Source organism: Streptomyces botrytidirepellens (assembly GCF_003721215.1).
In the GTDB taxonomy this organism is placed as follows: domain Bacteria; phylum Actinomycetota; class Actinomycetes; order Streptomycetales; family Streptomycetaceae; genus Streptomyces; species Streptomyces himastatinicus.
Genome location: NZ_RIBZ01000871.1, coordinates 1 through 22,150, shown reverse-complemented (window position 1 = coordinate 22,150; position 22,150 = coordinate 1). Strand labels below are relative to the sequence as shown.

The window sequence follows — 22,150 nt, the reverse complement described above, 5'->3', positions numbered from 1 at the left end:
CGCGCCTGATGTTCACCACCGCGCCATAGTCAAGGAGTCGGTCCCGTGGCCGAGATCATCGCCGTCGCCGTCATCACGGTCCTGGCCGTCATCAGCCCCGGGGCCGACTTCGCCATGATCGTCCGCAACAGCTACCTCTACGGTCGCACCGCAGGCCTGTTCGCCGCCGTGGGCATCAGCCTAGGCGTCCTGGTCCACGTCACGTACACCATGCTCGGTGTGGGCCTGCTGTTGTCCAGGACCCCCGCCCTGTTCACCGTCGTCAAGATCGTCGGTGCCTGTTATCTGGTCTGGATCGGCTATAAGACGTTCTCGGCCCGCGCCGAGATCAACGCCACGGCGGAGGCCGCCGACACGGAATCGCGCGCTTCCCGCCGGCGGTCCCTGCGCACCGGGTTCCTCACCAACGCCCTCAACCCGAAGACCATGCTCTTCGTCGTCAGCACCTACACGCAGATCGTTGACAGCGACACCCCCCTCGCCCAGCAGGTCGGCTACGGACTCTTCATGGCCCTCGCCCACCTGATCTGGTTCGGTCTCGCAGCCGGCCTCTTCTCCGCCCCCGCCCTCCGCAGCCGCATGCTCCGCCGCCAGAAGGCCCTCAACCGAACCATTGGCGCCATCCTCATGGCTTTCGGCCTCTCCCTCGTCTTCGCCTCCGCCTGAGCCGCTGGGCATTGGCGGGACGAATGACGGTCGTACCAGGCCGTGTTCTGACCCCCTGCCGGACTGCCCACCTCGTGAAAGCGCGGGGCTAGGGCTGTGGGGAGCGGACGGGGGAGACGTCGATGTACCACTCTCGGCCGAGGAGCAAGCCGAAGAGGGGGGACGGGAGGCGGACCATCTTGCGGAAGACGGCGCTTGAGCGGCCGGTGCCGTTGATCTGGGAGCGGTGGGCCGCCAGGGCCGCCTGCTTCTGGCGGGCGTAGCGGCGGACGTCGAGGCGGTGGGTGATGGCCGACCGGGGGCTGAAGCGGGTGTTCAGCTCCTCGGGGGTGAAGCGGAGGGGGATCCTCAGTCGGTGAGCCAGGCGGACCAGGCGCTCGGCGGTGTCGCGCGGCATCGTCGCTTCCAGCACCCTGGGCGTCTTGGCCAGTTCGGCGGCGCGGCGGCCGACCTGGTGGACCTTGATGTGGTCGCGGTGGCCGTAGCCGCCGTGGGGGTCGTAGTGGAGCAGCATCGCCGCGTCCTCGTCGCGGAGGATCGTGGCCAGCCGCTCGGCGGCCTCCTCCGTGTCCGCGCGGACGAAGCGCCGACGGTCCGGCGGGTCGGGGTAGAGGATCGGGCCGTGCCCGCTGTCCGCGTAGCCGAGGTGGACGACGCGGTCGACGCCCAACAGGGCGGCGCTGGTGCGCAGTTCGTGCAGGCGGGGTGACTCGGCCTCCGTGGGCACGGCGTCCATCAGCCCGTCCGTGGCGACCACGACCACCACCCGGTGCCCCTCGTCTGCGAGCCGGGCGAGCGTGCCGCCGGTCAGCAGGGCCTCGTCGTCGGGGTGGGCGTGGAATGCCAGGACGGTAGCCATGCGGTCCATCCTGGCATTCGCGGGTGGCAGGGCGCGCCCTACCGGTCCTGGGCGAGCCCGTCGAACGTGCCGGCCTTCGCCGCGCGTATGAAGGTGCCGAGGCTAGCGGGGCTGGTGGTGAGGATGACGTCCGGTTCGTCGCTCTCCCGGAGCGCGATGGTGTGCGAGGCGGCAGCGGCGACGTTGAGGCAGGCTGATCCCTCCTGGCTGTACGAGGACTTGTGCCAGGCGGCTGGGACTTTGGCGACGTAGAGGCAGTTGGCCCCCTCGTGGCTGTAGGACGACTTCTGCCAGACGTGATCGGACACTTTGCGCTTCCTCTCAGATGCTCTGCGCGATGCGATGGATGAGGTCGCGGGACGCGGTCGGCTTGAGGGCGTAGCTTTCGAAGCGGTCCAGCACACTCCGATACTTCACGAGGTGTGCTTCGGCGTCGAGTAGCTCGCTACCGTGATCGGTGTCGAGTTGGACGGTATCGAGTCGTGGGATGGAGCCGCCGAAGTGGTTGATGGGTTGGCCGGAGCCGGGAAGTGGCCCCGTGCCGAACGGGATCACCAGAACGGTGATGGTCGCGCGTTCGCTCATCTCGATGAGGTGTTGAAGCTGGGCGCGGGCCACGGCCGGACCGCCGAGGCCCATCCGTAGGGCAGCTTCATGAATGATCGCGGTCAGCGGGGTCGGCTTGCCCTCGTGCAGGACTCCCTGCCGCTTGATCCGGTGCGAGAGGCGATGTTCCACCGCGTGCGGTGGAAGAGGTGGGACCGTCGAGTCGAAGAGCGCTCGGGCGTGGTCTCTGGTCTGTAGAAGGCCCGGTACGTGGATCATTGTGGCGACGCGCACGGAGGTGGCGTGGTGCTCCAGCTCGGCCAGGTCGAGTAGTCCGGCGGGCAGGACCTCTCGCTGCTGCTCCCACCAGCCTCGGGTCTGTCTCCCAGTCATCTCCACGAGGGCTTCGATCAGCGCCTGATCCGCGCAGTTGTAGAGGCTCGCCAAGTGTCGGACCCGGTCGGCGCTCACGGCGTAGCGCCCTGCCTTGATGCTGCTGACGCGTGACTGGCTGGCGCCGAAGAGGCGACCCGCGTCGGTAGCGGACAGGTCGGTTCGTTCGCGGAGCCGTCGCAACTCCGCGCCCAAGCGCCGCTGTCGCACGGTCGGCGGGTACTTGGTCGGCGCCATGAGCGATCTCTCCCTGCGGGGTTTGGACGTGGTGGTGTCACCCTATCGGGGGGCATTGGGCTTCATGCGCTGAAAGTCTGGGATGTAGTCCATGTTTCACGCTACGGTGTGAACCACGTCACCGTACGTGCATGGCCCAATTCCCCTTCCTGACGGGAGACTTCCATGGCTGCCTTCGACTTCGACCAAGAACTCTGCGACCTCGCACTCGATCAGGTGCCCCGCGTCTTCGCCGTCGCCGTGCAGTACGAGGTGGAACCTGGCGCTCTGGACGGTGAGATCGCCGCGTGGGGGTTGGCGTACGAGGACGGGAGCGCGCACGTGGTCACCGCCAACGGGCAGCACCGGCTCAGCCTCACTTCACCCGAACGAGCGACGTGGTGGTTCGGGCGGGAGAAGGGGATCACCGCGCGGATCGTATGGTTCGCCGCGCCCACGGCGCCCACCTTCGAGCGGGCCGAGGCGGCCTGAGACCGGCTGTCGGCCTGCGGGCATCGTCTCGCGCCTTCGGCGATGGAGCATGCGGCGGGGGCCCGGCCCCGCGCCGTTGCCGTCCGGCGGGCCGTCGTCGCGCTTGCGGTGAGTATGCGCCGTCGGTTCGTTCATATGCGGCCAGCGGGCGGCCCGTCCGGCCCGCCGGACGGCGACGGTGCGGAACCCGGGCCCCGGGCCGCCGCATGCTCCCTGCGCCGCAGGCGAGACGGCGCGGAAGGGGGCCGGGCCTGCGCGTAACGGGCGCGGCCCCCAACGCAACCGCTCAGCCGAGCAGTTCGACCTCGGCCAGGGTGGACTTGCCGTCCGGCACCAGGCGGTAGTGCGCGTACGTGCCGGGTGCGCGGACCGAGAAGACGCGGGTCTGCTTGTCCCAGGACCACGACTCGTCCGAGCGCCGGTCCAGGGGCTGCCACTTCTCACCGTCTCGTGAGCCTTCGAGGACCCAGCCGGTGGGGGCCTTGGTGTGGTCGGCGGAGGTGAGGGTGTATTGGACCGCGCGGCCCGCATCCTCAACCGGCAGGGTCGCCGACTCGAACGCCGCCTCCGTACCCGACGTGTCGTCCAACAGCGCCGTGCCACCGCTCGGGACGGTCAGATCGCGGCGCGGGGTCGGCACCTTGTCGTCCTGGGTGATGGAGGACGGGGCCGCCTTCGCGCCCGTGCCCCACGCCGACGGTTTGGCGCCCATCGTGAAGTCCAGCGTGCCGCCCCGCGCGAGCACAGAGTGGGGGAGGACGGTGGAGTTCCAGGGCTTGCCGTTGACCTTCAGGGCCTGGATGTAGACGTTCGACCGGCTGTTGCGCGGCGCCTTGATGACCAGGTCGCGGCCGTTCTCCAGGTGCACCGTGGCCTTGGTGAACAGCGGCGAGCCGATGGCGTACTCGGAGCCGCCCATCACCAGGGGGTAGAAGCCGAGCGCGCTGAAGATGTACCACGCGGACTGCTCGCCGTTGTCCTCGTCGCCGTGGTAGCCCTGGCCTATCTCGCTGCCGGTGTAGAGGCGGGACAGCACCTCGCGGACCTTCTCCTGGGTCTTCCAGGGCTGCCCGGCTGCGTCGTACATGTAGGTGGCGTGGTGGGCGACCTGGTTGCTGTGCCCGTACATGCCCATCCGGACGTCACGGGCCTCGGTCATCTCATGGATGACGCCGCTGTACGACCCCTTGAACTCGGGGGAGGCGGTCTCCGGGGTGGAGAAGTAGGTGTCGAGCTTCTTGGCGAGGCCGGAGCGCCCGCCGTAGAGGTTGGCCAGGCCCCGGCTGTCCTGCGGGGCGGTGAAGGCGTAGCCCCAGCCGTTGGTCTCGGTGTAGTCGTAGCCCCAGATCCGCGGGTCGTACTTGTCGGAGGGCACGCGCCACTTCCCGGCGGCGTCCCGGCCCTGGAAGAAGCCCGCCTTGTCGTCGAAGAGCGTGACGTAGTTCTGGGCGCGGTGGAGGAAGTAGTCGGATTCTTCCTTGTAGCGGGGCTTCTTGGTCTTCGTGTACAGGGCGCGGCCCATCTTCGCCAGGCCGAAGTCGTTGAGGTAGCCCTCCAGCGCCCAGGACAGGCCCTCGTGGGTCTCGGTGCTGGTGTAGCCGAGGAAGGGGGAGGTGGACATGCCCTTGCGGCCGACGCCCGACGAGGGCGGCACCGCGGTGGCGTTCTTCAGCGCCGCCTCGTACGCGGCCTCGGCGTCGAAGCGGACGCCCTTGAGGTACGCGTCCGCGAAGGCCACGTCCGAGCTGGTGCCGGTCATGAGGTCGGCGTAGCCGGGGGAGGACCAGCGGGAGATCCAGCCGCCGTCCTTGTACTGCTGGACGAAGCCGTCGACCATCGTCCCCGCGCGCTTCGGCGTCAGCAGGGAGTAGGCGGGCCAGGTGGTGCGGTAGGTGTCCCAGAAGCCGTTGTTGACGTACACCTTGCCGTCGACGATCTTCGCGCCGGTGCGGGTCGGGGTGTTCTCCCCGGCGGCGGGGGAGAAGGCGCTCGCGTACTGGTAGCGCGGCTTCCGGGCGGTCCCGGTGTTCTCGAAAGCGGAATTGGGATAGAGGTACAGCCGGTAGAGGCTGGAGTAGAGCGTGGTGAGCTGGTCGCGGCTGGCTCCCTCGACCTCGATGCGGCCCAGGATGTCGTCCCAGGCGCTCTGGGCACGCCGCTCGACCTGCTCGAAGGACGTCGAGGCGGCTATTTCGCGCTCCAGGTTGGTCTTCGCCTGGTCGACGCCGATGAGGGAGGTGGCGATCCTGAGGGTGACCGTACGGTCCTTGCCGGGCGTGAAGCGGAAGTAGCCGGTGACGTCCTTGCCGCCGCCTCCGGGCAGCTTGCCGCTCGCGCTGACGGGTGCGTCGAAGACGCCGTAGACGAACATCCGGGTGGCGCCGGCGGACCCTCCGCTCTTGACGTCGGAGTAGCCGGTGACGACGCTGTGCTCGGGGTCGAGGGTGAGCCCGCCGTCGTTGTTGACGTTGTCGAAGATGACGCTCGCGTCCTCACCCGGATAGGTGAAGCGCATGACCGCCGCGTGGTCGGTGGGCGCGATCTCGGCCTTGAGGCCGTTCTCGAACGTCACGCCGTAGCCGTACGGCCGGGCGGTCTCCTTCTCGTGGCGGAAGGGGAGCGCGCGGGCGGTGCGGGAGGCGTCCGGGGTGCCGGACGCGGCGGACGGCATCACCTGGAACGTCTGCCGGTCGCCCATCCAGGGGCTCGGCTCGTGGCTCGCGCTGAACGCCTGGATGGTGGGGAGGTTGTCGTCGTTGTTGGCGCGGGCGTACTGGTAGAGCCAGTCGGTCGAGCCGGCGTTGGTCACCGGCGTCCAGAAGTTGAAGCCGCCCGGGACGGCGGTCGCGGGGAAGTTGTTGCCGCGCGAGAAGCTGCCGCTGGAGTGGGTGCCGCGGGTGGTCACCGCGTAGTCGGAGAGGTGCTTCAGGGGCTTCTCGGGCGCCTTGGGGGCGAGGGAGATGTCGTCCACCCAGCCGCGGAACTTCGCCGGGCCCTCGGGGGAGTCGTACGCGACGAGGATCCGGTCGACCGTCTTGCCCGCCGCGACGGCCCCGATCCGGGACTCCTTGTGGTTCCACTGGTTGACGTACAGCGTCTTGGAGGCCGCCTGCCCCTGGGGGTTCATCCGGGCGCCGTGCTGGTCGACCGCGCCCGCGAGGTCGCTGAGGTAGGTGCCGTCGGTGAAGGCGAGGTCGACGGAGACGTGGGTGGCCGGGTAGTTCAGATCGGTCTCGGCCATCGACGGGAAGATCCGGTACGAGAGCAGGGTGTCGCGGGTGACGGCCGTGTTCACGTCGAAGACCTTGTTGTACGAGTACGCCCGGCCGTCCGGCTTGTGGGTGCCCGCGTAGCGCAGGGCGTGGGTGCCGGTGAAGCCCGCGTTCCCCTTGGCGGTGGGGGAGCCGGACGGGCCCCGGTCGACCAGGCTGCGCATGTCGGCGGGGGCGGGCGGGCTGGTGTCGCTGTTCGCGAACTGCGTCTCGGCGAGCTGGGTGGCGTCCGCCCCCTTGTTGCGCGTGATCTCCAGGCGTAAGTGGCGGTAGGCGGCGGCGCCCTCGACGGAGAACTCCCTGGTCTGGTGAGGCTTGTCGAAGACCTGGTCCTTGCGGGTGTCCAGGGTGGTCCAGTCGGAGCCGTCGGCGGAGCCCTTGAGCGTCCAGTCGGCCGGGTCGCGCTCCGGGGCGTCGTTGGCGGAGGTGAGGGCGTAACGGACGACGTCGACGGGCTCGGAGAGGTCGAATTCGAGCCATGGGGTCCTGTCGAACGCGAGCCACTTGGTGGTGACGTCACCGTCGACCAGGTTCTCCTTGGTCTCGCCCGCGTCGGCGTACTCGCCGCTCGCCCGGACGGCGGTGACCTTGTCGGTCACGTTCCCCGGGATGCCGGAGGTGTAGCCGCCGTCGACGCCGTCGGCCTTCTTCCCGCCGCCCGGGGTGGTCTCGACGGTGTTGCGCCAGTCGGGCTGCGGATCGTCCGCTTCGAAGGACGAGGCGAACTCCGTCGCGGCGCGGTCCGCGGCGGCTCCGGGCCCGCGCGGAACGGCGGCCGCCGCGCCCTGGGCGGTCACCACCAGCAGAGCGGCCGCCACCAAGGCGGCCGCTCGACCTGCCTGAGGTCTGCGTCTGAGCCGTCTCTGTCGCATACTCAGCCTCTCAACGAGTCTGACAACGTTGTCGATTGGGTGGGGCAGGGATAAGTAGGGCGTTGCGGGGAGGGTGGTGTCAAGGTGACGGACGTGCACAAGCCATGCGGGTGATCACTCCATGCGGGTGATCTTGGAGTGGCGACCGCGCGACGCGGGCCGCACCCGCGCCGGGATGCGGCCCCTGTCCATGACGGCCGGTCAATAATCCATCAGCAGGATCCATCGGCGCGACCCATCAGCCGGGAGAGCTGGACTTGGTGGCCATCGACAGACGGCACTTCTTCGCCTTCTTGGAGGAGTCCGCCTGGAGGCCGGAGACCTTGATGGTCTTGTCGGAGTTCCCCGCCACCGAGGCGTCGGACTCGGTGCCCGTGGTCACGACCTCTTCGGAGCTGTCCACGAACCCGACGAGGAGGAAGTAGTAGGCCGTGGAGGAGCTGGAGTTGCTGATCTTCACATTGGCGTACGGCTTGCCGTCCGTGCTCCAGCCGCACGTGCCCATCTTGGCGTCCGCCGATATCAGCCCGGAGCCGCCGGTGGGCGTGTCCGAGGGGTCGTCGGTGCGGTCGGTGGCGGGGTCGTCGGTGGGCTCCTCGGTCGGCTCCTCGGTCGGCTCCTCCGTCGGTTCCACCGGGAGCCGGGCCATGCCCTTGCCGATCGCGGCACCGCCCTTGGTGTCCTCGGCCGGAGACCCGCCTCGGTCCGTGCCGCAGCCCGCGGAGAGCGCGAGTGTCGCGGCCACGACAACACTGGTGGCGAGGGGAAGCTGCTTCCGGGGCACGAGGACCGCCTCTCATGGATCGCGCGCACGGCTGAGTGCCGTACGGGCTGGGCCCCCCACGGTATGTCGGACAGGTCTCAACTCGGGAAAGATGCCACCCCGATGACCTTTCGATCTTGCCCTCTCGATGCCCAGTGGACTATACCTGTCGCCCCAGGGGGAGGCCGCGCCGCGGCCGTGCCGAGTTGGCCTCGGCGGTTCTGAGCTCTCCCGGCGCACACCCAGCAATTCCGCTTCACGCTTCAACTGACCCGCGGTGTCGGGCCCCTCGCCCGGAGGCGAGCATGTACGGGAGACCGTTACACCGCCTGAGTCCTGACGAAGGCGAGGACTTGAGCATGGGATCCATCTCAGATTTCGGTCGGCGTGACCTGATCAAACGGTCGGCGGCCCTCGGGCTGATCACCGTGCCCGCGATGAGTGTGCTCTCCGCGTGTGCCAGCGGCGGCGATGACGACACCAAGAAGGTCGACAAGGGCGAGAAGAGCGCCAAGAACCCGCTCGCCGTCAACGCGAGCGCGCCGCTCGACGTCGTCATCTTCGACGGCGGCTTCGGCCAGAAGTACGCCAAGGACGCGGAGGCGGAGTACGCCAAGGCGTACCCGAAGACCAAGGGCAAGATCAAGCACGCCGCGACGCAGAAGATCCAGACCGTGCTCCAGCCGCGGTTCAACGGCGGCACCCCGCCGGACCTGGTCGACAACTCCGGCGCCGAGCAGATGGACTTCGGCACCCTGGTCAGCAAGAACCAGCTGACCGACCTCACCCCGCTGCTCGACTCGCCCTCCCTGGACGACCCGAACAAGACCGTGCGCGAGACGCTGCGCCCCGGCGTCGTCGAGATGGGCCAGTTCGACGGCAAGCCGGTGTGGATCCTCTACTACGCGTACACCGTCTACGGCGTCTGGTACTCCAAGACCAATCTGGCCAAGCTCGACGCGGAGTACCCCGAGACCTGGGACGACATGCTCAAGGTCTGCGAGAAGGCGAAGAAGAAGGGCGTCGCGGGCTGGACCTACCCGGGCAAGTTCCCGTACTACCTGCCGTTCAGCCTCTACCCCTTCATCGCCAAGATCGGCGGCCGGGACGTCCTGGACTCGATCGACAACCTGGAGCCGAACGCCTGGAAGAACCCGGCCGTGAAGGCCGCCTTCGAGGCGTACTACGAGCTGTACAAGAAGGGCTACATCCTCAAGGGCACCCCGGGGCTCAGCCACATCGAGTCGCAGACCGCCTGGAACGAGGGGAACGCGCTGTTCATCCCCAACGGCTCCTGGGTGGAGAACGAGGCGAAGAAGACCACGCCGAAGGACTTCCAGATGGCGGTGGGCGCGCCCTCCAGCCTCGACAAGAGCGACAAGATGCCGTTCGGCACCCTCTGGGCCTCCGGCGGTGAGCCCTTCATCGTGCCGAAGGCGGCCAAGAACCCCCAGGGCGGCATGGAGCTGCTGCGGATCATGCTCGGCGAGAAGTCGACCAAGAACTTCGTCCAGCAGGTCTCCTCGCTCTCCTCGCTCAACGGCGGCACCGAGGGCCTGACCCTGCCGCCGGGCCTGTCGTCCGCGCAGCACGTGCTGGAGCAGGCGGGCAAGAACGTCGTCAACCCGCGCCTCCAGGACTGGTACGTGACGCTCCAGAAGCAGCAGATCGGCGTGGGCGCGCTCGGCGAGATGATGGCGGGCCGGATGACTCCGGCCGAGGCGATCAAGAAGTGCCAGAAGTTCGCCGACGCCACGGCGAAGGACGACGCCGTCAAGAAGTACAAGCACGTCTGACCGAGGCACATCTGATGGGATTCGATGCGTCACCGGCGGCATTATCCGCGAGGGAAGTCCGAGGTCGGTAGAAATGCAGCATGGTAAATACCGGTTCATCGCGGGGTTCCTGGCCCTGCCGGTGATCCTTTACGCGGTCTTCGTGATCTCGCCGTTCGTCCAGGCCATCTACTATTCGTTCACGGACTGGACCGGCCTGAGTTCCGACTTCACGATGGTCGGGTTCAGGAACTACGACTGGCTGCTGAAGGACGACCTCTTCTGGAAAGCGGTCGGGCACAACGTTCTGCTGCTGCTGGTCGTGCCGCTGGTGACGCTCGGTCTCGGACTCTTCTTCGCCTTCATGCTCAACGTCGGCGGCCGCGGCAGGAAGAACGCGGCCGTCACGGGCGTGCGGGGGTCGAGCGTCTACAAGGTGATCTATTTCTTTCCGCAGGTGCTGTCGATCGCGATCGTCGCCCTGCTGTTCCAGTTCACCTACAACCCGCGCAACGGCGCGCTCAACGCCTTCCTCGGCGGAATCGGCCTGGACGCGCTCCAGCAGCAGTGGCTGGCCGATCCGAAGCTCGCGCTGTGGTGCCTCATGGCCGTGATGGTGTGGAGCAACGTCGGCTTCTACGTCGTCCTCTTCTCCGCCGGGATGAGCTCCATCCCGAAGGACTTCTACGAGGCCGCGCTGCTCGACGGCGCCAACCGCGTGAACACCTTCTTCCGGATCACCCTGCCGCTGCTGTGGGACACGGTCCAGACCGGCTGGATCTACATGGGCATCATCGCCCTCGACGCCTTCGCCATCGTGCAGATCATGACGGTGGGGCCGGCCGGACCCGCCGACTCCACCCAGGTCCTGGGCTACTACGTGTACACCAAGACCTTCCACGACGGGCAGGCCGGACGTGCGACCACGATCGGCGTGGCGATGCTGATCGTCACCCTGATCTTCGCGGTCGTCGTGGGCAAGCTCGGCCGGCGCGAACGGCTGGAGTACTGATGCCGGGGCCCGTGACCGCACCAGCGAACCACCGCTCGACCGCCGACCTGGGGGGATCACAGTGACCTCGCAAGCAGAGCCCTCGGAACTCCCCGGCGTCACCAAGGACGACGAGCGGCCGCTCGCCGCGCCCGTCGCCGAGCAGCCGCCGCGCTTCACCCCCGAGGGGCGGATCGGCAGCGAGGGCAAGGTCCTCAACGTCTTCTCGCACGGCATGCTGGTGATCTGGGGGCTGCTCGTCACCATGCCGCTGCTGTGGGCGGTGATGAGCTCCCTCAAGACCGACAAGGAGATCTTCACCTCGCCCTGGGGGCTGCCCTCCGCGCTGCACTTCGACAACTGGTCGCGCGCCTGGAGCAAGTCCAACATCGGCGACTTCTTCTTCAACACCGTTCTGGTGGTGGGCTGTTCGCTGGTCGGCACGATGCTGCTGGGGGCGATGGCGGCGTATGTGCTGGCCCGGTTCGAATTCCCCGGGAAGCGCGTCCTCTACTTCATGTTCGTCGGCGGGATGAGCTTTCCCATCATCCTGGCGCTGGTGCCGCTGTTCTTCGTCATGAAGAACATGAGCCTGCTCAACACCTTCCACGGGCTGGTCCTGGTCTACATCGCCTATTCGCTGCCGTTCACCGTCTTCTTCCTCACCTCCTTCTTCAAGACCCTGCCCACCTCGGTGGCGGAGGCGGCACTGATCGACGGCGCGTCCCACACCCGGACGTTCTTCCAGGTCATGCTGCCGATGGCGAAGCCCGGACTGATCAGCGTGGGCATCTTCAATTTCCTCGGCCAGTGGAACCAGTACATGCTGCCCACCGTGCTCAATACGGACGAGGACAAGCGGGTGCTCACCCAGGGGCTGGTGCAGCTCGCGGCCAGCCAGCAATACAAGGGGGACTGGTCGGCGCTGTTCGCCGGGCTGGTGCTGGCGATGCTTCCGGTGCTCGCGGCCTACATCGTCTTCCAGCGCCAGGTCCAGACCGGACTGACCGCCGGGGCGCTCAAGTAAAACCCCGCATAGTATTCGGTATGTGAACGAAACGGATGCGATCGCTCCGTCGTACGCTGGCGGGATATCGCGATTGTGCGAGGAAAGGCGGGGAAGCCTCCTGCCACACCCTCGCTCAAGGGCCGTCTGCCCACCTCAAGGACTTGACGTGGAACAAGCGAGGCGGCTCAGCTTAGAGTTCACATGTTGGAGACAAAGCCGGGCCTCATGCTGCGGCCCGGCCGGCGGAGCGGCCGGCGTGCCGCCCGTGAAGGCGGGAGTGGATGGGCGTGGAGACTCCGGGATCGCAGTCGTCGCTGCACCGGGCCAATCTCGAGCGGGTGGTCCGTGCGGTGCGCATGGCGGGCTCGCTGACCCAAGCGGAGATCGCCCGGTCCACCGGGCTGTCCGCGGCCACCGTCTCCAACATCGTGCGCGAGCTGAAGGACGGCGGAACGGTCGAGGTCACGCCCACCTCGGCGGGCGGCCGCCGGGCGCGCAGCGTCTCGCTCAGCGGGGACGCGGGCATCGTCGTGGGCGTGGATTTCGGCCATACCCACCTCAGGGTCGCGGTCGGCAACCTGGCCCACCAGGTCCTGGCCGAGGAGGCGGAGCCGCTGGATGTGGACGCCTCCTCCGCGCAGGGCCTGGACCGGGCGGAGCAGCTGGTCAGCAGGCTGATCGCCGGCACCGGACTGAGCCAGGACAAGGTCGTCGGCGTCGGCCTCGGCGTCCCGGCCCCGATAGACGTGGAGACCGGCACGCTCGGCTCCACCGCGATCCTGCCGGGCTGGGCGGGCACCAATCCGCGCGACGACCTGGCCCAGCGGCTCGGGGTGCCGGTGCACGTGGACAACGACGCCAACCTCGGCGCGCTCGGCGAGCTGGTCTGGGGCTCCGGGCGCGGGGTCGCCGACCTCGCGTACATCAAGGTCGCCGACGGTGTCGGCGCGGGGCTGGTGATCAGCGGCCAGATCTACCGCGGCCCGGGCGGCACGGCGGGCGAGATCGGCCACATCACCCTCGACGAGTCGGGCCCGGTGTGCCGCTGCGGCAACCGCGGCTGTCTGGAGACCTTCGCCGCGGCCCGCTACGTCCTGCCGCTGCTGTACTCCGCCCACGGCACGGACCTCACCATCGAGCGCATGGTGCAGCTCGCCCGGGATGGTGACCCGGGCTGCCGCCGGGTGATCGCTGACGTCGGCCGCCACATCGGCAGCGGCGTGGCGAACCTGTGCAACCTGATCAACCCCAGCCGCATGGTGCTCGGCGGCCACCTCGCCGAGGCGGGGGAGCTGGTGCTGGGCCCGATCCGCGAGTCGGTCGCGCGGTACGCCATTCCGAGCGCCGCCCGTCAGCTGGCCGTGATGCCCGGGGCGCTCGGCGGCCGGGCCGAGGTGCTGGGCGCCCTCGCGCTGGTGCTGAGCGAGATGGGCGACTCGACGCTGCTGGAGGGCGCGCTGTCGGCGGGCACCCCGGCGCTCGCCTGAGCCACCGCCACCCCGTCCGGCGCCGAGCGCCGCCGTCGCCGTACGCCGGACCCCGGCCGCCCTGACAGCCTGCCATTCTTCCTGCCTCCGAGGACTTTTGCCGCGTCCTCGGGGCAATTGCGTTGCCCGTTCGGGCAACTCCGGGCTGTGTTCACTCAGATAACGAATGGCACCGTTGCCATCTCGTTAAGGATTTACTTCTTGACGCCATGACGGGGCCGGAGTTGACTTCACGCCACCTCGGCCGCAATGACGCGGCCTCGTCAGGGAGGTCACCCCCGTTATGAACGCAACGATGCGTCGCGTCGCCATTGCCACCGCCGTCGTATCGATGGCCGCCTCGCTCGCCGCCTGTGGTTCGGCGAAAGAAGCGGATGAGAAGGGCGACAAGAAGAAGAAGTCGGGCCCGCTGACCATCGGGCTCCTTCTGCCCGAGGACCAGACGGCGAGATACGAGAACTTCGACCGCCCGCTGATCAAGAAGAAGATCCTGGCCGACTGTGCCGACTGCGAGATCAAGTACGTCAACGCCAAGTCGGACCCGGCCGTACAGCAGCAGCAGGTCGACTCCATGATCACCAAAAAGGTCGACGTCATCATTCTGGACTCGGTGGACTCCAAGTCCATTTCCGGTTCGGTCAAGAAGGCCGCCGAGGCGCATATCCCGGTCGTCGCCTACGACCGGCTGGCCGAAGGGCCAGTGTCCGCGTACACGTCCTTCGACAACGAGACGGTCGGCAAGGTCCAGGGCAAGGCGCTGCTGGAGGCCCTGGGGAAGAAGGCCAAGGACGGCAAGGTCGTCATGCTCAACGGCTGGGAGGCCGACCCCAACGCCGCCATGTTCAAGAAGGGCGCGCTCTCGGTCCTCAAGGGCAAGGTGGACATCGCCAAGTCCTACGACATCGACCGCTGGCTGGCCGAGGAGGCCAACAAGGCCATGACGGGCGCCATTTCGTCCGTCGGCAAGAGCGACATCATCGGCGTCTACTCCGCCAACGACAGCATGGCGGGCGGCGCGATCACCGCGCTCAAGAGCGGCGGCGTCAAGCCGCTGCCCCCGGTCACCGGCCAGGACGCCGAACTCGCCGGTGTGCAGCGGGTGGTGAGCGGCGAGCAGTACATGAGCGTCTACAAGTCCTACGTGGAGGAGGCGACCGCGGCCGCGAAGATGGCCATCGCCCTCGGCCGCGGTGAGAAGGTCGCCGGGACCAGCACGGTCGACAGCCCGACCACCAAGGACATCCCGGCCACGCTCATCCCCCCGGTGTCGCTGACCAAGGACAAGATCAAGAGCACCGTCGTCAAGGACGGCCTGTACTCGGTCGGTCAGATCTGCACGGCGAAGCTGAAGGCCGCCTGCGCCGCGGCCGGGCTCAAGTAGCCCCCTGCCGGACCGGAGCGGGCCGCCGTGACCTCACCGGCGGCCCGCCCGCCGACCCCTCTCACATCCCCTCCGAGGGGAGAGTCCTCTCCCCTCCGTCACACAGCAGGGGCCGCCCCCTGCCCGGAACGGAGATGGCCATCGTGCCAAACGAACCCGTGTTGGCGTTGCGCGGGATCTCCAAGCGGTTCGGCGCCGTCCAGGCGCTCACCGACATCCACCTGGAGGTCCGCGCCGGTGAAGTGGTCGCCCTGGTGGGCGACAACGGCGCTGGGAAGTCGACCCTCGTCAAGGCGATCGCCGGAGTCGGCCCCGCCGACGAGGGCGTCCTCGCATGGCAGGGCAAGCCGGTCGAGGTCGCCCGCCCGCACGACGCCCAGGACCTGGGCATCGCGACGGTGTACCAGGACCTCGCCCTGTGCGACAACATCGACGTCGTCGGCAACCTCTTCCTCGGCCGCGAGATCCTGCGCGCCGGGGTGCTGGACGAGGTCGAGATGGAGCGCCGCGCCCGCGAACTGCTGAGCACCCTGTCGATCCGCATCCCCAGCGTGCGCATCCCGATCGCCTCGCTCTCCGGCGGCCAGCGGCAGACCGTCGCCATCGCCCGGTCGATGCTGGGCGAGCCCAAGCTGGTCATCCTGGACGAGCCGACCGCCGCCCTCGGCGTCGAGCAGACCGCGCAGGTCCTGGACCTGGTCGAGCGGCTGCGCGAGCGCGGGCTCGCCGTGATCCTCATCAGCCACAACATGGCCGACGTCAAGGCGGTCGCGGACCGGGTCGCGGTGCTGCGGCTGGGCCGCAACAACGGCATCTTCGACGTCCGCACCACCTCTCAAGAAGAGATCATTTCCGCCATCACCGGCGCCACGGACAACGCCGTGACCCGCCGCAAGGCGCGCAGCGGGGAGGCCGCCAAGTGAGCACCCGTCTCGACAAGACGAATGACGCCCATGGCGGGGAGGGGGCCGGCGGGGACGGCGGCAGCAACAAGGCCCCGGCCGGACCGGACGACGCCGGTCCGGTCGCCAAGGACGCCGTCACGGTGGTCGATCCGCGGCTGCTGGTGCGCCAGGAGGGCTTCAAGGGCTACCTCAACGAGTTCGTCCGCAAGATGCGCAGCGGCGACCTGGGCGCGGTCCCGGTGATCGTCGGTATCGCCGTCATCTGGGCGGTCTTCCAGTGGAAGGACAGCGCCTTCCTCTCGCCCAAGAACCTCTCCGACCTGTCGATCCTCATCGGCGGCACCGGCATGATCTCGGTCGGGATCGTCTTCGTGCTGCTGCTCGGCGAGATCGATCTGTCCGTCGGATCCGTCAGCGGTCTGGCCGCGGCCACCCTCGCGGTTCTCAACGTGCGCCACGGCGTGCCGGAGGGCGTCGCGGTGGTCGCGGCGCTGGCCGCCGGTGCCGCCCTGGGCGCGGTGCACGGCTTCTTCTTCGCCAGGATCGGCGTCCCGGCGTTCGTCGTCACCCTCGCCGGTCTGCTGGCCTGGAACGGGCTGATGCTCCAGGTGCTCGGCACCACCGGCACCATCGGCATCGACGACGACAGTTTCGTGCGCATGCTCACCGATCACTACTTCACGCAGCTCATCGCCGCCTACGGCGCGGCGACCGTCGCGGTGGCCGGTTTCTTTCTCGCCCAGTTCCTGGACAGCCGGCGCCGCAAGGCGGTCGGCATACCCTCCCGGCCGCTGAGCGAGATCCTGGTGCGCACCGCCGTGCTCGCGGTGATCGTCTACGCGGCGGCCTGGCGGCTCAACGAGTACATGGGCCTGCCGCTCGCCCTGGTGATCTTCGTGGTGGTGCTGGTCGCGCTCGACTTCGTGGTGCGCCGCACCCCGTACGGACGCAAGGTGATCGCGCTGGGCGGCAGTGTCGAGGCGGCCCGCCGCGCGGGCATCAACGTGGTTGCCGTGCGGATCTCGGTGTTCGCGCTGTCCGGGCTCATGGCCGCGTTCGGCGGTCTGATGATCGCGTCCCGGATCGGCTCCGCGAGCCAGCAGGCCGGTACCGGCAACCTGCTCATGGAGGCCATCGCGGCCGCGGTCATCGGCGGCACCAGCCTCTTCGGCGGGCGCGGCTCGGTGTGGTCGGCGATGCTCGGCATGCTGGTCATCGGGTCGATCTCGTCGGGGATGAACCTGCTGGGCGTCGCGAACTCCGTGCAGTACATGATCACCGGTGCGGTGCTGCTGGCCGCCGTGGTGATCGACTCGGTGTCGCGCAGAACACAGCGCTCGGCAGGGCGTGGGTGAGGAACCTCCTCCGCTTCGGGGACGTCTTCGGGGCCGGGGGGTCATGCCGACACCCCTCAACCGCCCCGGAGGCGAACCGGGCCCTCCCGTAGGGCAGCATTAGACTCTCGGGGGCTACCGGCAAGGCTCGATGGAGACGCTCGACAGCAAGGAGGCACGGGTGCTGCTGACCGGCATCAGGGGACCGCGCGATCTGGACCGGCTCGCCCCGGAGCAGCTGAACCAGCTGGCCGCGGAGATCCGCACCTTTCTCGTCGACGCCGTGTCCAAGACCGGCGGGCACCTCGGGCCCAACCTGGGCGTGGTCGAGCTGACCATCGCCCTGCACCGGGTCTTCGAGTCGCCGAAGGACAAGGTGCTGCTGGACACCGGGCACCAGTCCTACGTCCACAAGCTGCTCACCGGGCGCCAGGACTTCTCGCGGCTCAAGAAGAAGGGCGGGCTGTCGGGTTACCCGTCGCGCGCCGAGTCGGAGCACGACGTCATCGAGAACAGCCACGCCTCGGCCGTCCTCGGCTGGGCCGAGGGCATCGCCAAGGCGAACGAGCTCCAGGGCAAGCAGGACCACGTGGTCGCGGTCATCGGGGACGGCGCGCTGACCGGCGGAATGGCCTGGGAGGCGCTGAACAACATCGCCGCCGCGAAGAACCGCCCGCTCGTCATCGTCGTGAACGACAACGAGTGGTCGTACTCGCCGACCATCGGCGGTCTCGCGAACCATCTCGCCACCCTGCGCACCACCGACGGCTACGAGCGCTTCCTGGCCCGCGGCAAGGACCTGCTGGAGCGCACCCCGGTCGTCGGCCGCCCGCTGTACGAGACGCTGCACGGCGCGAAGAAGGGGCTGAAGGACTTCATCGCCCCGCAGGGCATGTTCGAGGACCTGGGGCTGAAGTACGTCGGCCCGATCGACGGCCATGACATCGAGGCGCTGGAGTCCGCGTTCCAGCGGGCGAAGCGTTTCGGCGGCCCGGTCATCGTGCACTGCCTCACCGAGAAGGGCCGCGGCTACACCCCGGCCGAGCAGGACGAGACCGACCGTTTCCACGGCATCGGCCCGATCCACCCCGACACCGGGCTGCCGATCTCGGCGGGCGGCGCGGACTGGACCTCGGTCTTCGGCGAGGAGATGGTCAAGCTCGGCGAGGAGCGGGAGGACATCGTCGCGATCACGGCGGCGATGCTGCACCCGGTGGGCCTCACCGAGTTCGCGAAGCGGTTCCCCGAGCGGGTCTACGACGTGGGCATCGCCGAGCAGCACGGCGCCGTGTCCGCGGCGGGGCTGGCCACCGGCGGGCTGCACCCGGTCTTCGCCGTCTACGCCACGTTCCTCAACCGCGCCTTCGACCAGGTGCTGATGGATGTGGCGCTGCACAAGTGCGGGGTCACCTTCGTCCTCGACCGCGCCGGGATCACCGGTTCGGACGGGCCGTCGCACAACGGCATGTGGGACATGTCGCTCCTCCAAGTCGTCCCCGGGCTGCGGATCGCCGCCCCGCGTGACGCGGGCCAGGTCCGTGCCCAGCTGCGGGAGGCCGTCGAGGTGGACGACGCCCCGACGGTGGTGCGGTACTCCAAGGGCGCGGTCGGCCCGGAGGTCGCCGCCGTCGGCCGGATCGGCGGCATGGACGTGCTGCGCGAGCCCGCGGCGAGCGCGGCGGACCACCCCGACGTGCTGCTCGTCTCGGTCGGCGCGCTGGCGCCGATGTGCCTGGAGATCGCGGACCTCCTGGACAAGCAGGGCATTTCGGCCACCGTGGTGGACCCGCGCTGGGTCAAGCCGGTGGACGAGGAGCTTCCCGCGCTCGCCGAGCGCCACCGCGTCGTCGTCACCGTCGAGGACAACAGCCGGGTCGGCGGTGTGGGCTCCGCCATCGCCCAGGCGCTGCGCGACACCGGCGTCGACATGCCGGTGCGCGACTTCGGCATCCCGCCGCGCTTCCTGGAGCACGCCTCCCGCAAGGAGGTCATGTCCGAGATCGGGCTGACCGCACCGGACATCGCCCGCCAGGTCACCGGCCTGGTGTCGCGGATCGGCGGCCGCTACGAGGAGTCGGCCGGCACGGAAGAGGCGGGCGTGGCGACGCGTCCGGCGACCGCCGAGCCGGTGCGCGACTGACGGTTTCGCTCCGAAGGCCCCGGCCCGGACCCGCGCGGTCCGGGCCGGGGCCGTTTCGTGCTCCGACCGGCCCAGCCCCGTCCCGCCTGCCCGCCCCCATCGGGTGAATCGGCGGGGCCGCCGAGTGTGCGCGCTCCGCTCCCGGGCGGTTGGCAGAACCATGACGCGCAGGGGCAGGCGTGGAGGTGTCACCGGTGAGCGATGAGGAACCAGGCGGCGGCGGAGGCCGGAGCGGCCCCCGGGGCAAGGCCCGGCCGGACTATCTGCGGACGAAGTCGATCGAGCAGTCCATCCAGGACACCGAGGAGCCCGAGCACGCCCTCACCCGGTCGCTGTCCGCCCTGGACCTCACGGTCTTCGGCGTCGGCGTCATCATCGGCACCGGCATCTTCGTGCTCACCGGGGCCGTCGCCAAGCAGCAGGCGGGCCCCGCGACCGCGCTGGCCTTCGTGGTCGCGGGCGTGGTGTGCGCGCTGGCCGCGCTGTGCTACGCCGAGTTCGCCTCGACCGTGCCGGTGGCCGGGTCGGCGTACACCTTCTCGTACGCCTCGCTCGGCGAGCTGCCCGCGTGGATCATCGGCTGGGACCTGGTCCTGGAGTTCGCGCTCGGCACCGCCGTGGTCGCGGTCGGCTGGGCGGGCTACGTACGCTCCCTCCTGGACAACGCCGGGTGGCGGCTGCCCGCCGTGCTCTCCGGCCCCGACGAGGCGAGCGGCTTCACCTTCGACCTGCTGGCCGCCCTCCTGGTGCTGGTGCTGACCGCGATCCTGGTCCTCGGCATGAAGCTGTCCGCGCGCGTCACCTCCGTCGTGGTCGCGGTGAAGGTGACCGTCGTGCTGCTCGTCATCATCGCGGGCTCCTTCTTCATCGACCCGGACAACTACCGCCCCTTCATCCCCGAGGCCCAGGGCACGCTGTCCGCCTCCGGGCTGAAGGCGCCGCTGATCCAGCTGATGGCCGGGTACCAGCCCACGACCTTCGGCGTCGCCGGGATCTTCACCGCCGCCGCCGTGGTCTTCTTCGCGTTCATCGGCTTCGACGTCGTGGCCACCGCGGCGGAGGAGACCAAGAACCCGCAGCACGACATGCCGCGCGGCATCCTCGGCTCGCTCTTCATCTGCACCACGCTCTACGTCGCGGTGTCCATCGTCGTCACCGGCATGCAGAAGTACACCCGGCTGACGGTCGACGCCCCGCTCGCCGACGCCTTCAAGGCGACCGGGCACCCCTTCTACGCGGGCCTCATCAGCTTCGGCGCGGCGGTCGGCCTCACCACCGTGTGCATGATCCTGCTGCTCGGCCAGACCCGGGTCTTCTTCGCGATGAGCCGCGACGGGCTGCTGCCCCGGGTCTTCGCCAAGGTGCATCCGCGGTACGGCACCCCGTACCGCTCGACGATCCTGCTGGGCGTCCTCATCGCCGTGGTCGCCGGGTTCACCAGCATCAAGGAGCTGGCGGCCCTGGTGAACATCGGCACCCTCTTCGCGTTCGTCGTCGTCGCGCTCGGCGTCGTCGTCCTCCGCCGCACCCGCCCCGACCTGCCCCGCGCCTTCCGTACGCCCTGGGTGCCGGTGCTGCCCGCCGCGTCCGTGGCGGCGTCGGTGTGGCTGATGCTCAATCTGCCCGCGGAGACCTGGCTGCGGTTCGCGGTGTGGATGGTGCTGGGCGCCGTCCTCTACGTCCTCTACGGGCGCAGGCACAGCCGGGTGACCGAGGCGGGCACGCGCCGCTGACGCCGGCTCTCCTCCCCGGGCGGCGCGCCTACCCCCGGACGGCGCGGGGGCCCACGACCTCCGCGCCCAGCGCCGTCACCCGCTCCCGCAGCTCCCGGTCGGCGGTGACGACCAGGCAGGGCCGCTCCGGCTCGCGCGCGGCCACCAGAGCCACGATCAGGTCGTCCGCGCTCCCCGGCGCGGCCTCCACCCGTACGCCCTCCACCGGCTCCACCCCGCGCGCCGCGCCCTCCACCACCAGGACGATGTCCAGCGGCGGTTGACGGGCCCAGTCGGGGACGTCCGCGCGCTCCGGGACGCCGCTCACCGCGACCGCGCCGAGCCGGTCGCGCAGCCGCTCGGCGGCCCCGTGCCGGTCGCGCCACCAGCCGTCCGGCACCGAGCCGACCACGTTCGCTGCGTCCACGACGACAAGCCCGACGAGACCACTCATAGACCAGGCAAAATACTATGGGCGACGGGGATCAGGAAGATCGACGCGGGAAGGTTGGCGGCGGGCCATGGTGTTGCGGTTGCTCCGCGGCAAGGACGGCAGGCTCACGGCCTACGCACCGGTGGCGGGCGGTGTCGCCCGCTGGACCGAGGAGCGTCCCGGCGGACCGGACTGGACGGGCCCCTGGCTGATCGAGGTGCCCGGGCTCGTCCGGCTGACGGTCGCTCAGGGGGCCGACGGCTACGTCCACCTCGTGGGGCTCCGGCGCAGGGAGGGCAAGGACGGGCCACAGGTCGACCTCGTCCACGCCACCCAGTTCCAGACCGGCCGTGCGCTCACCGCATGGCACTCCCTGGGCACCCCGCACCCCAAGGACCGCGCCAAGGCGCAGCGGATCGGGGCACCGGCCGCGGCGGTGGACTCCACGGGCGCCCTGCGCGTCTTGGTCCGCAACGCCGGGGGCGGGGTCAGCGCGCGGCGGCAGGACCCCAAGAAGGGGACGTGGGAGCGCTGGACCGACTGGAAGGGCACGGACGTGCTGGACGGACTGTCGGCGGCCGTGACCGCCGACGGCCGCCTCGAACTGCTCGCACCGGCCGGGAAGGGCGCTGCGCTGCGCTGGTACCAGCCCACGCCCGGCGCCGCCCCGAAGCGGGGCGAGGACGTCCCCGCCGATGCCCGGCCGGATTCGGCGTCCGCGGTGGAGAGCAGCCCCGGCACCGTCACCCACTACTGGCGGGACGCGAGCAGCGGTGAGGTCCTGGCCTGGCGGCCCGACGCCCCGGCCCCGGCGCCGCTGGGCGGGGCGTCGGGCACCGGTCCGGTCGCGGCGCTGCGTGCCCCGGTGGACGGCCACGACTGCGTCGTCCTGGCGCACCGCGAC

The 22,150-nt window shown here is 69.5% G+C and carries 18 protein-coding genes; 12 read left to right on the top strand and 6 right to left on the bottom strand.

Annotated elements, in window-relative coordinates:
* Nucleotides 1-45: 45 nt before the first annotated feature.
* Nucleotides 46-666, top strand: a complete 621-nt coding sequence (locus EEJ42_RS47340; RefSeq protein ID WP_123108335.1) for a LysE family translocator — start codon at nt 46-48, stop codon at nt 664-666.
* Nucleotides 667-754: 88 nt separating this feature from the next.
* Here EEJ42_RS47340 and EEJ42_RS47335 read toward each other — a convergent pair whose 3' ends face one another.
* From EEJ42_RS47335 to EEJ42_RS47325, 3 genes are read right to left on the bottom strand one after another with little or no spacing between them, the layout of a single operon-like run.
* The gene (locus EEJ42_RS47335) at nt 755-1,525 is read right to left on the bottom strand and encodes a PIG-L deacetylase family protein (protein WP_123108334.1); all 771 of its coding nucleotides are present in this window, start codon (nt 1,523-1,525) and stop codon (nt 755-757) included.
* 38 nt (nt 1,526-1,563) lie between these two features.
* Nucleotides 1,564-1,833 (bottom strand): DUF397 domain-containing protein, encoded by a 270-nt coding sequence (locus tag EEJ42_RS47330; protein ID WP_123108333.1) that lies wholly within the window; start codon nt 1,831-1,833, stop codon nt 1,564-1,566.
* Nucleotides 1,834-1,846: 13 nt separating this feature from the next.
* Nucleotides 1,847-2,701 (bottom strand): helix-turn-helix domain-containing protein, encoded by an 855-nt coding sequence (locus tag EEJ42_RS47325; RefSeq protein WP_123108332.1) that lies wholly within the window; start codon nt 2,699-2,701, stop codon nt 1,847-1,849.
* Nucleotides 2,702-2,866: 165 nt separating this feature from the next.
* On the opposite strand from EEJ42_RS47325, the gene EEJ42_RS47320 reads away from it, so the two are divergent.
* The gene (locus EEJ42_RS47320) at nt 2,867-3,172 is read left to right on the top strand and encodes a hypothetical protein (protein WP_123108331.1); all 306 of its coding nucleotides are present in this window, start codon (nt 2,867-2,869) and stop codon (nt 3,170-3,172) included.
* 286 nt (nt 3,173-3,458) lie between these two features.
* On the opposite strand, the gene EEJ42_RS47315 is transcribed toward EEJ42_RS47320, so the two are convergent.
* Both EEJ42_RS47315 and EEJ42_RS47310 read right to left on the bottom strand, forming a co-directional pair.
* Nucleotides 3,459-7,316 carry a GH92 family glycosyl hydrolase gene (locus EEJ42_RS47315; protein ID WP_123108330.1) on the bottom strand — a complete coding sequence of 1,286 codons (3,858 nt, stop codon included), beginning with the start codon at nt 7,314-7,316 and terminating at the stop codon, nt 3,459-3,461.
* 238 nt (nt 7,317-7,554) lie between these two features.
* Complete coding sequence (locus tag EEJ42_RS47310) at nt 7,555-8,100, bottom strand: hypothetical protein (RefSeq protein ID WP_123108329.1); 546 nt, start codon at nt 8,098-8,100, stop codon at nt 7,555-7,557.
* A 338-nt stretch (nt 8,101-8,438) separates the two neighbouring features.
* On the opposite strand from EEJ42_RS47310, the gene ngcE reads away from it, so the two are divergent.
* The 9 genes from ngcE to EEJ42_RS47265 all read left to right on the top strand — a co-directional run bounded on the left by ngcE (nt 8,439) and on the right by EEJ42_RS47265 (nt 20,834).
* The gene (gene ngcE, locus EEJ42_RS47305; RefSeq protein WP_184503613.1) at nt 8,439-9,875 is read left to right on the top strand and encodes an N-acetylglucosamine/diacetylchitobiose ABC transporter substrate-binding protein; all 1,437 of its coding nucleotides are present in this window, start codon (nt 8,439-8,441) and stop codon (nt 9,873-9,875) included.
* A gap of 73 nt (nt 9,876-9,948) precedes the next feature.
* The gene (locus EEJ42_RS47300; protein WP_123108328.1) at nt 9,949-10,866 is read left to right on the top strand and encodes a carbohydrate ABC transporter permease; all 918 of its coding nucleotides are present in this window, start codon (nt 9,949-9,951) and stop codon (nt 10,864-10,866) included.
* A 61-nt stretch (nt 10,867-10,927) separates the two neighbouring features.
* On the top strand, nt 10,928-11,872 hold the full coding sequence (locus tag EEJ42_RS47295; RefSeq protein WP_123108327.1) for a carbohydrate ABC transporter permease: 945 nt from the start codon (nt 10,928-10,930) through the stop codon (nt 11,870-11,872).
* Between the two features lie 269 nt (nt 11,873-12,141).
* Nucleotides 12,142-13,341, top strand: a complete 1,200-nt coding sequence (locus EEJ42_RS47290; RefSeq protein ID WP_342778422.1) for an ROK family transcriptional regulator — start codon at nt 12,142-12,144, stop codon at nt 13,339-13,341.
* A 283-nt stretch (nt 13,342-13,624) separates the two neighbouring features.
* A complete protein-coding gene (locus tag EEJ42_RS47285; RefSeq protein ID WP_123108325.1) occupies nt 13,625-14,722 on the top strand; it encodes a substrate-binding domain-containing protein in 1,098 nt (365 codons plus the stop codon).
* Between the two features lie 134 nt (nt 14,723-14,856).
* Nucleotides 14,857-15,645 (top strand): ATP-binding cassette domain-containing protein, encoded by a 789-nt coding sequence (locus EEJ42_RS47280; protein WP_123108324.1) that lies wholly within the window; start codon nt 14,857-14,859, stop codon nt 15,643-15,645.
* Nucleotides 15,642-16,982 carry a sugar ABC transporter permease gene (locus EEJ42_RS47275; protein ID WP_123108323.1) on the top strand — a complete coding sequence of 447 codons (1,341 nt, stop codon included), beginning with the start codon at nt 15,642-15,644 and terminating at the stop codon, nt 16,980-16,982. Before EEJ42_RS47280 ends, EEJ42_RS47275 begins: the two co-directional genes overlap by 4 nt.
* A gap of 130 nt (nt 16,983-17,112) precedes the next feature.
* Nucleotides 17,113-19,101 carry a 1-deoxy-D-xylulose-5-phosphate synthase gene (gene dxs, locus EEJ42_RS47270; RefSeq protein WP_123108322.1) on the top strand — a complete coding sequence of 663 codons (1,989 nt, stop codon included), beginning with the start codon at nt 17,113-17,115 and terminating at the stop codon, nt 19,099-19,101.
* 263 nt (nt 19,102-19,364) lie between these two features.
* Nucleotides 19,365-20,834: an amino acid permease gene (locus EEJ42_RS47265; RefSeq protein ID WP_123108338.1), complete on the top strand. Its 1,470-nt coding sequence runs from the start codon at nt 19,365-19,367 to the stop codon at nt 20,832-20,834.
* A 28-nt stretch (nt 20,835-20,862) separates the two neighbouring features.
* On the opposite strand, the gene EEJ42_RS47260 is transcribed toward EEJ42_RS47265, so the two are convergent.
* Nucleotides 20,863-21,267, bottom strand: a complete 405-nt coding sequence (locus EEJ42_RS47260; RefSeq protein WP_123108321.1) for a PIN domain-containing protein — start codon at nt 21,265-21,267, stop codon at nt 20,863-20,865.
* 67 nt (nt 21,268-21,334) lie between these two features.
* Between EEJ42_RS47260 and EEJ42_RS47255 the strand changes: the two genes are divergently transcribed.
* On the top strand, nt 21,335-22,150 hold an 816-nt coding region (locus tag EEJ42_RS47255), incomplete at its 3' end, for a PLL family lectin (RefSeq protein WP_123108320.1).